The organism is Planotetraspora phitsanulokensis (assembly GCF_016863295.1).
GTDB classification, from domain to species: Bacteria; Actinomycetota; Actinomycetes; order Streptosporangiales; family Streptosporangiaceae; genus Planotetraspora; species Planotetraspora phitsanulokensis.
Genome location: NZ_BOOP01000022.1, coordinates 233,022 through 242,506 on the forward strand (window position 1 = coordinate 233,022; position 9,485 = coordinate 242,506).

The following is a 9,485-nucleotide window of genomic DNA, read 5'->3' on the forward strand; positions in this document are numbered from 1 at the left end:
TCTCGTGGTCTCCGTGATCTCCGTGATCTCCGTGATCTCCGCCTGATCTGCGGTCAGGGACGCTTCCGGTACGGCTCGCGCGCTGTCGCCGTTCCCGTGAACGGGTCATCGTCCTTCCCCGTAACCCAGAAGTGGAGATTCCCATGGCGTTCAACGCCGCGTTCCGCCGTGCCGGCGCCGTCACCGCCGGAGCCCTGGCCCTCACCGTCGGCCTGGCCGTACCGGCCCTCGCCCACGTCACGATCAACCCCGGCAGTGCCGTGAAGGGCAGCTGGACCAAGGTCGCGTTCCGGGTGCCGAACGAGCGTGACGACGCGTCCACCACCAAGGTGGAGGTCGACTTCCCGACCGACCACCCGCTGCCCTTCGTCTCGGTCCGGCCGATTCCGGGGTGGGACGTCAAGGTGACCCAGGGCAAGCTGCCCAAGCCGGTCGTCAACGACGACGGGGACACGGTCACCGAGTCGGTCCTGAAGATCACCTGGAGCGGCGGGGAGATCAGCGCCGGGCAGTTCCAGGAGTTCGAGGTGTCGGTCGGCCCGCTGCCCAAGACCGTCGACGAGCTGGACTTCCCGGCCACGCAGACCTACTCCAACGGGGAGGTCGTGAAGTGGGCGGACGAGCCCAAGGCGGACGGCTCCGAGGCCGAGCACCCGGTGCCCGCGCTCAAGCTGGTCGCCGGAACCGACGAGGACGCCTCCGGCGCCGCACCGTCCCCGGCGCCCACGGCCACCGTGCTCGGAGACGCCGGGCACGCCGCCCCGCCGGAGGTCGCGGATTCGGACTCCACCGCCCGGGCGATCGGCGCCGTCGGCATCGCCGTCGGCCTGATCGGCACCGCTGTGGGCGTCCTCGGCCTGCGCCGCTCGCGTAACTGACGCCGCCGCGCCGTGGCCGGTCCCGGGCCTGTACGGCCGGGGCCGGCCGCGCGTGTCTCCAGGTCGGACACCCGGTCAATAATGGGATGAAACGTATAAAATCCGTCAATTTCCGGCCCGGTGGCGTATGCGGAGCGTCAATATCGCCGAGCCTGGACCCGATTCGGGGTTTGCTGACGCGAGGCGGCCCGTCGAGGCTTTGAACGGCCGGCCGTACCTTGGGATTCAGCCGGGGGATTCATGGGCGTGCCCGCGGCAGGCGTTCGGGCCCGATCTCGCCCTCGACAGACTCGGGAGGGTCTGGATGCCACGCGGGCGACTGCGGATCTATTTGGGGGCCGCCCCAGGCGTCGGCAAGACGTTCTCCATGCTCGGCGAAGGCCGCCGGGCGATGCAGCGCGGCCGGGACGTGGTCGTCGGCTTCGTCGAGACCCATGACCGCCCGCACACGGCCGAGCTCCTCGTGGGAATGGAGATCATCCCACGGCGGACCGTCCTGTATCGGGACACGACCTTCACCGAGCTCGACGTGGACGCGGTGATCGCCCGGCGCCCGAAGGTGGCGCTGCTCGACGAGCTGGCGCACACGAACGTCCCCGGCTCACGCAACGCCAAGCGGTGGGAGGACATCGAGGAGATCCTCGAGGCGGGCATCGACGTCGTCTCGACGGTGAACATCCAGCACCTGGAGTCGGTCAACGACGTCGCCCGGCAGATCACCGGAGTCCCGCAGCGCGAGACCGTGCCGGACGAGGTGGTGCGGCGTGCCGACCAGGTCGAACTGGTGGACATGTCGCCGGAGGCGCTGCGCCGCCGGATGGCGCACGGCAACGTCTATCTCCCGGAGAAGGTCGACGCGGCGCTGTCGAACTACTTCCGGGTGGGCAACCTCACGGCGCTGCGCGAGCTGGCGCTGCTGTGGGTCGCGGGAAAGGTCGACGAGCAACTCGAGCGCTACCGGACCGAGCACGGGATCGCGGGCACGTGGGAGACGCGTGAGCGGGTGGTGGTCGCCCTGACGGGGGGCCCCGAGGGCGACACGCTGATCAGGCGGGCGGCGCGGATCGCGGCCAGGACCAAGGGCGCCGACCTGCTCGCCGTCCACGTCACGCAGGCCGACGGGCTGAGCGGCACGGACCCCGTGGGCCTCACCACGCAACGCGCGCTCGTGGAGAGCCTGGGCGGGTCCTACCACCAGGTGGTGGGGAACGACGTCCCCCGGGCGTTGCTCGACTTCGCCCGGGGAGTGAACGCCACCCAGCTCGTGATGGGGGTCTCCCGCCGCGGCCGCCTGGCCCAGCTGTTCTCACGGGGTGTCGGTTTCACCGTGACCACGCTGTCCGGGGCCATCGACGTGCACATGATCACGCATGACGAGGTCAGCAAGGGACGGCGTCCCGCGCCCTCGAGGGCCGCGCTGACCAGGAACAGAAGGCTGGCCGGCTGGTTGCTCGCCCTGCTCGGCGTGCCCGCCCTGACGGCGGCGCTGCTCCCGCTGCGCGGGGAGCTGACCCTGCCGAGCCAGATCCTGCTCTTCCTGGTGGCCGTGGTCGGAGTGGCCCTCGTGGGCGGCATGTGGCCGGCCGTTACGGCGGCCGTCGGCGGATTCCTGCTGCTCAACTGGTATTTCACGCCGCCCCTGCACACCTGGACGATCGCCAATCCGGAGAACCTGCTGGCCCTGATCGTGTTCGTGCTCGTGGCGGGCTCGGTCAGCTGGATCGTCGACCTCGCGGCCCGCCGTACCCGAGAGGCCGCCAGGGCGGGGGCCGACGCCGAGGTCCTCTCGGCGCTCGCCGGCCACGTCCTGCGTGGTGAGGCGGCACTGCCGTCGCTGCTCGCGCGGCTCAGGGAGATCTTCGGCCTCGCCTCGGTCACGTTGCTCGAACGGCGGCCGGAGGTGGAGCCCAGCCTCGGCGACAAGTCCGAGCCGAAGGCGTGGCGCATCGTCGCCACCACCGGCGGGGTGCCGTGCACCTGTCCGGGGATCGCCGACACCGAGATGCCGATCGCCGACGATCTCGTGCTGGCCCTGCGCGGCCGTCTGCTCGACGCATCCGACCGCAGGGTCGTGGAGGCGTTCGCGGCGGAGGCGGCCGTGGTCCTGCGCCAGGAACGGCTGGAGCGGGAGGCCGAACAGGTCAGGCCCCTCGCGGAGGCCGACAAGATGCGCACGGCGCTGCTCGCCGCCGTAAGCCATGACCTCAGGACGCCGCTGGCCTCGGCGAAGGCCGCGGTGGAGAGCCTGCGCAACACCGACATCGAGTGGTCGCCGCACGACCGCTCCGAACTGCTCGCGACGGCCGAGGAGTCCCTGGTCAAGCTCAACCGGCTCGTGGTGAACCTGCTCGACATGAGCCGCCTCCAGGCCGGAGTGCTGGGCGTCACCGCGGAGCTGGTGGCGCTCGAGGAGGTCGTCCCCAGGGCCGTCGACGATCTCGGCCATCTGAGCGGTCGGGTCCAGGCTGACATCCCGCCGGACTTCCCGGAGGTGGTCGCCGACCCCGCCCTGCTCGAGCGGATCCTCGCCAACGTCATGTCCAACGCGGTCCGCTACAGCCCCGAGGCCGAGCGGACGCTGGTCACCGCGAGCTGGCACGGCGAGCAGGTCCAGATCCGGGTCATCGACCGTGGTCCCGGCATCCCGCCCGAGGATCATGACCGGGTGTTCATGCCGTTCCAGCGGCTCGGCGACCGTGACAACCACACCGGCGTCGGGCTCGGGCTGGCGCTGTCGCGCGGGCTGGCGGAGGCCATGGGGGGCACTCTCCTGCCCGAGGAGACTCCCGGGGGCGGCACCACCATGATCCTCACGCTGCCGATCTGGTCGGGGGCGAAAGCCGTACAGAATGCGGTCGAGACCGCGCCGGCGGTCGCCGACGAGAGCTGAGGGCGCACCTGGCGCCGGCGAGTTCCGGGCAACGCCCTGTGAGAGCTGGACCACGCCGACGACTTATCTATGAATATTCCATTGCTGCCCATTATTTCGGGATAAGTCATTTGCAGGGTGCTAAATGAATGGGCGCGCCTGATTGCGATTGCGGCCGATCTCGGTGCATGGTTGACGTGCCGCCGCCAATCGCCTGCACGATTGGATGAGCGACACGTCCGGATCCCCCCGGCAAACCGCCTCCACGGGATGAGTTGCGTGGGGACTCCACATTGAGGCATTTATCAGTGCGCACGTCCTATCAACAGACGTTCATACTCAGGGTCATGGACCCCGTCTTATCGGGTGTGAATATCGCACCCGCCATTTCCGCTCCGGCACTGCGCCGGGCCACCGCTCCGCCGAGGAGATCGTGTCCGGACGACCGCCGCAGGCGGCCCGCCGCCCGTCGGCGCGCACGGCGTCCGTCCGCACGGCCCGGTGCTCCCAGTCCCGCGTGGCAGGGCACCCGCCCGGTGTCCGGCACCGGTTCGAACGGAACCGGGGGTGTCCGGCTCGGTGGTGAGAGGGGGAGCCCGTCTACGCCTCAGGTCCTGGCGATCTCGTCCATGCCGCCGATCGGCTTCCGGCCGTCGTCGTCGGCCGATCCGACGACGAGCCCGGCGGCGCCCGTCCGGTCCGCCGCCCAGTCCGCCGCCCAGTCCGTGCGGTCCGTCCAGCCTGCTCGGTCCGTACGATCCGCGCAGTCCGTCCAGCTCACGCGGCCCGTGCAGTACATGCGGTTCCTGGCCGTGGCGGCGATCCTGCTGCTGCCGCCGGCCTGGCTGCTGATCCTGCAGCGGTCCTCACGACGGCCCCCGCCGCCACACCGATCCCTGCGCCGGCCACCGCACTGGCCCCCGCATCGGCCGGTGTGCCTGTGGCCGCAACAGGAGCCGCGCCGTTCTCAGCGGACCTCGACGGCGGGCACGCAGGGGCGTCCGGCGCGGCCGGTGGGCGCGGGCAGCGGCACGACTGTCGTCGAGTGCCCCCTGGCGGTCTTATTACCTGGGTCTCCGCGTCCGGCGGCCGGCTTTCCGGCCTCGGTGCACCGCATCCACGGCGCCGGCAGCCGTAGCGGGCGCGGAGACCTCTCACCCGTTCTCCCGGCGGCCTTCCGGATCTCGGCGTGTCACGCCAGGCAGCGCAGCGCGCTGCGCACCCGCGGATCAAGCGGGTGATCGTCCGGCAGCCGACCCACGGTGGCCTCGACGAACTCCTCCGGATCCAGCCGGGTGCTCATGTTGTCGATCCGCACGGAGACCCGTCCCGGTCCGGTTTCGACGTGGGCGCTGGACCCGACCTCGTCGAGCACGAACTCGGCGAAGCGCGTCCGCCAGTTGAGCCGGGCTCCGGCCTCCTTGCCGGTGACGGGCGCGCCGATGTCGTCGGCGTGCGTCGCGTACTCCGAGGCGTAGTGGAAGGTCTGCAGGCCGGCCGGGTAGGGGCCGACGGAGGTCGCGATCATGGCGTCGCGGCCGAGGGCGCGCATCCGGCGGCGGGTCTCACCGTTCTTGGTGCGCCACTCCCGCAGCACGTCGGCCACCGGCACCTCGTGTCGACGTCGTATGCACCACTCGTTGAAGGCGTCGAAACCCCGCTCCACTCCCTCTCTGCCGAGCATCTCGAAGAAGCCGGCGATGTCCTCGTCGAGGCAGGCCTGGTTGTAGAGCTCCTCGCCCGCGAGGTGGCCGAGAACATCGCGGACGGTCCATCCCGCACACCGCGACGGTTGGTCCCAGCCCTGCTCGTCGAGGGACGAGAAGAACCGGTCCAGCCGTCGCGCCTCGTCGTCGAAGATCTCGAACGGGTCGAGATCCGCAAGCTGATCCGATTCTGTGGTCATGCCCTCAGCGTTACCCCCGTACGGCGTGGTCTCACCAGGCACGACCCGCGGGATCGCTACCTGCGGCGGCCGCGCGGTCTCATCGGCGTCACGGGCAGGGTGGGGGCGGGCAGCGCGGCGCCGTCGAAGCCGTCGACCGTGCCGAAGGCCGTGCCTGTGGTCCACTCCTCGCGGTAGCCGGCGATCTCCTCGTGAGTACGGCCGACGAAGTTCCACCACATGATGATCTCTTCCTCGAACGGCTCGCCCCCGATGAGCAGCAGTCGCGCGGGCCTGCGGGCGCGCAGCGAGAGATGGTCCCGGCCGGAGCCGAGGTAGAGCAGGGGGCCGGGTTCGAGCACGGCGTCTTCGCCGCCGTCCGTCCCCGTCTCGGTCCCTGCCTCGGTCCCTGCCTCGGACCCTGCCTCGGACCCTGCCTCGGTCCCTGTCTCTGCCTCCGTCTCCTGCGCTGTCTCCGTCTCCGCGACCTCGACCGCTCCGGTGAGTCCCAACAGGGCGTGCTCGAAGTCGGGGCGCAGCGGAATTGTGATCTCGGCGCCGCCGTCCAGATTGATCTCGGCTCCGACCAGAGGGGTGTAGGTCTGCGCGGGGGACGTCGCGCCGCCCAGCTCGCCGAGGATGACCGTCACGCTCGCGCCGGCGCCACCCAGCTCGGGAAGGGCCTGATGGTGCTCGAAGTGAGGGGCGACCTTCCGCTGGGAGTCGGGAAGGGCGATCCACAGCTGCACTCCGTGCAGGACCGTCTCACCCGGCGACTCCTCCGAATGGGAGATCGCCCGGCCCGCCGTCATGAGGTTGAGCTGGCCCGGCTTGACGAGCTGCTCGCTGCCGACGCTGTCCCGGTGCAGGATCTCGCCCTGGACCAGCCAGCTGACGGTCTGCAGCCCGGTGTGCGGATGTGGAGGAAGGCGCATGACGGCCGTCTCCGGCCCGTAGTAGTCGATGAAACACCAGGCCCCGACCATCCGGCGATCGCGGTTCGGCAGGGTCCTGGTCACCTTCATTCCCCGCGGACCGCCGAGCACGACGTCGCGTCCGGTGAGGAACTCCGCGACCGGGCCATCCGGCGCCGTCCCGACGCACACCGTCTCCAGCGGGTCCTGTTCCAGGTTGCTCATGCCCAAAATGTACGGCCTTGGCTGCGCCTGCTGGAGACGTGCGGCATGTGACCGCCGTCTCGGCTCACCGTTGGGTGATCACCGCGGGGTGGCGCGGGTCCTCCATCCGGATCACCACGTCGGCCGTCCGGGAGGGCTCGATCTCCCGCTCGTACCGGTCGTAGGCGGGCAACGTCCACTGCTCCTCCGCGGCCATACGGCGGGTGAGGGCGGCCGGCGACAACGACAGGTGCACGGTCAGGTCGAAGGGCAGCGCGTGGGCGAGCAGGAGCGGGCCGTCCACCAGAGCGACGCCGCCTGGCGGCAGCGTCACGTAGGGGGCGCGAGTGGCCCGATCCCTGACGCTGTCCCACAGCGCCGGAAGGACCCTGCCCGTACGGCCGGGCTCCAGCGGGCCGAGGACCTCCCTGGTCAGCCCCGCGGCGTCCAGCCATTCGGCGTAGAAGACGTCGGGATCCGTACGGCCGAACTCGAACCGGAGGGAGGCCGGGCGCAGGAAGTCGGCGGCCGACACCCGGACGACCTCGCGCCCCCGCACGCGCAGCGGAGTGACGAGTTCGTCCGCCAGCCGCCCTGGCCCGGTGGGAGGCGCGCCGTCGACGGCGACCCGCAGCCACGAGTCGCGAGGCTCGGACGCGATGCGGTCGGCGAGTTCTTCCACAAGGAGCGAAGGGGAGACCGGGCGAGCGCGCACAGGTCCATCATCCCGGTCCCCGCCGGGAACCCGGATCCGGATAGCGCGCCCGAGTCGGGGAACCCCGGGTGCGGAACGGGCAGGGCGGTGCCGTGACCTTGGGGTGCCATGACCCGCGCGGCCATGCCATTACCCCCTTGGGATGGGCGCTGACCTGCACGGGTGCGACAATTCACGATATGGGCGAGAGGGAGCGTCGCCCGGTGCGGCTGGGCGAGCCGGTGACTGAGCCGCAGACGCGCTTCGACACTGTGCGGGTCTCCCGTGACCGTGTGAACGCGCTGCTGGAGGCTCTCCTCGCCGTCGGCGGCGATCTCGATCCCGAGACGGTGACCTGCCGGATCGTGCGAGCGGCCACTTCCCTGGTCGACGCGCGCCGCGGAGCCTTGATCAAGGCCGACGGCGCCGATTTCGACGTCGCCGAGGTCGGCGGTGTGGAGCCGCCGCGCCTGCTCACCGAGGACCACAGACCGGTGAGGCTGGCGCGCAGCGGTTCCGCCCAGGCGTTCCTGGGCGTGCCCGTCCTGGTCCGAGGCGAGGCCGTCGGCCATCTGTGTCTCGTCGAGAAGCTCGACGGCGGCGACTTCGACGAGCAGGACGAGGCCATGGTGACCACCTTGGCCGGGGCCGCGGGGGTCGCGATCGAGAACGCGCGGCTCTATGAGGAGAGCCGGCGCAGGGAGCTGTGGCTGGAGGCGTCGTCGCAGGTCACGACTGATCTGCTCTGTGGGGTCTCCTCCGACGACGTGCTCGCCCTCATGGCGCGCCGGGCCAGGGAGATGACGGGCGGCGACGTGTCGGCCGTCCTCCTGCCGGGAGAGGATCGAACCACGTTGCACGTCGTCGTCGCGGACGGCCCGGCGGCCCTGGACATCGCCCGTTCGGAGGTCCCGGTCGAGGGGTCGCTCGGCGGGCGGGCGTTCACGCTCGGCAGGCCGGTCATGGTGGACGACTTCGCCGAGGCCGGCATGCCGGCCGTGGTCGCGGGGCGGATGCCCGCGGGACCGGTCGTCGCGGTTCCGATCGGCAAGGCCGAGGCCGTTCGTGGGGTTCTCTCCGTGTGCAAACGGAAGGGCGGCGCCTCGTTCACCGCGGCGGAGTCACGGATGCTGCACGCCTTCGCCGGGCACGCGGCGATCGCGCTGGAGTTGGCGGAGTCCCGGCGGGACACGGAGCGGCTGCGGCTGCTCGAGGACCGCGACCGGATCGCCAAGGATCTTCATGACGTGGTGATCCAGCGTCTGTTCGCCGTCGCCATGATGCTGACGAGCACTGTGCGGATGATGGAGCGGCCCGAGGGGGCCGGTCGCCTCCGCCACGCCATCGACGAGCTGGACGAGACGATCCGGCACATCCGCTCGACCGTCTTCGCGCTGCAGGCGCCCGGCGAATTCGGGGAGATCGGCCTCCGGGCGCAGATCGTCGGTCTCGTGGCCGACGCGGGCACGCGCCTCGGCTTCATGCCCGGCTTGCGGATGGACGGCCAGCTGGACAACCAGGTGTCCGCTGAGCTGGCGGAACAGGCGGCGGCGGTGCTGCGAGAGGCCCTGTCCAACATCGTCCGTCATGCCAAGGCCTGCCGCGCCGACGTCTGCGTCGAGGTGGCGGACGGCCGGCTCACCCTCGTCGTACGGGACGACGGGGTCGGGCTGCCGGAAAGCGGCAGGCGCAGCGGCCTGCGCAATCTTGAGGAGCGAGCGGTACGGCTCGGCGGCCGCTTCGAGGCCGTGTCTCCCGCGCAGGGCGGCACCTTCCTGACCTGGAGTGTCCCGCTCGTGTAGCTGGTCCCGTGCGTGAGGCCATGGCTCGAGGAGCGCGGTCTCTACGTCCGGCGATCTGCCGTCGTTCGTTTCCCTGGGAGCCCCGCGGCGGGCATCTAGGCGGGCAACTAGCGGAATCCGACAACGGGATGCCGTTGATGTCCGGACATCTCCTGACGCTCTCACCTGGGAAATTGTCGTGTACGGCAATGGATGTATGGCCTCATGCGTGACATCATTCAAACAGGTTTTCGAATGAC

Annotated in this window: 7 protein-coding genes; 3 read left to right on the forward strand and 4 right to left on the reverse strand. The window is 70.7% G+C overall.

What is annotated here, in order from left to right; all coding sequences use genetic code 11:
- Window positions 1–143: 143 nt before the first annotated feature.
- Together Pph01_RS24915 and Pph01_RS24920 are read left to right on the forward strand one after the other, a co-directional pair.
- A complete protein-coding gene (locus Pph01_RS24915) occupies window positions 144–878 on the forward strand; it encodes a YcnI family copper-binding membrane protein (RefSeq protein ID WP_204075564.1) in 735 nt (244 codons plus the stop codon).
- Between the two features lie 304 nt (window positions 879–1,182).
- The gene (locus tag Pph01_RS24920) at window positions 1,183–3,768 is read left to right on the forward strand and encodes a sensor histidine kinase (RefSeq protein WP_204075565.1); all 2,586 of its coding nucleotides are present in this window, start codon (window positions 1,183–1,185) and stop codon (window positions 3,766–3,768) included.
- A gap of 586 nt (window positions 3,769–4,354) precedes the next feature.
- Here the strand turns inward: Pph01_RS24920 and Pph01_RS24925 are convergent.
- From Pph01_RS24925 to Pph01_RS24940, 4 genes are all read right to left on the reverse strand, one after another.
- Complete coding sequence (locus tag Pph01_RS24925; protein ID WP_204075566.1) at window positions 4,355–4,546, reverse strand: hypothetical protein; 192 nt, start codon at window positions 4,544–4,546, stop codon at window positions 4,355–4,357.
- Between the two features lie 393 nt (window positions 4,547–4,939).
- Window positions 4,940–5,653: a maleylpyruvate isomerase family mycothiol-dependent enzyme gene (locus Pph01_RS24930; protein ID WP_204075567.1), complete on the reverse strand. Its 714-nt coding sequence runs from the start codon at window positions 5,651–5,653 to the stop codon at window positions 4,940–4,942.
- 56 nt (window positions 5,654–5,709) lie between these two features.
- The gene (locus Pph01_RS24935) at window positions 5,710–6,771 is read right to left on the reverse strand and encodes a pirin family protein (protein WP_204075568.1); all 1,062 of its coding nucleotides are present in this window, start codon (window positions 6,769–6,771) and stop codon (window positions 5,710–5,712) included.
- 64 nt (window positions 6,772–6,835) lie between these two features.
- Window positions 6,836–7,465 (reverse strand): nucleoside/nucleotide kinase family protein, encoded by a 630-nt coding sequence (locus tag Pph01_RS24940; protein WP_204075569.1) that lies wholly within the window; start codon window positions 7,463–7,465, stop codon window positions 6,836–6,838.
- Between the two features lie 179 nt (window positions 7,466–7,644).
- On the opposite strand from Pph01_RS24940, the gene Pph01_RS24945 reads away from it, so the two are divergent.
- Window positions 7,645–9,246, forward strand: coding sequence for a sensor histidine kinase (locus Pph01_RS24945; RefSeq protein WP_204075570.1), 1,602 nt, complete (start codon window positions 7,645–7,647; stop codon window positions 9,244–9,246).
- The last annotated feature ends 239 nt before the right edge of the window (window positions 9,247–9,485 follow it).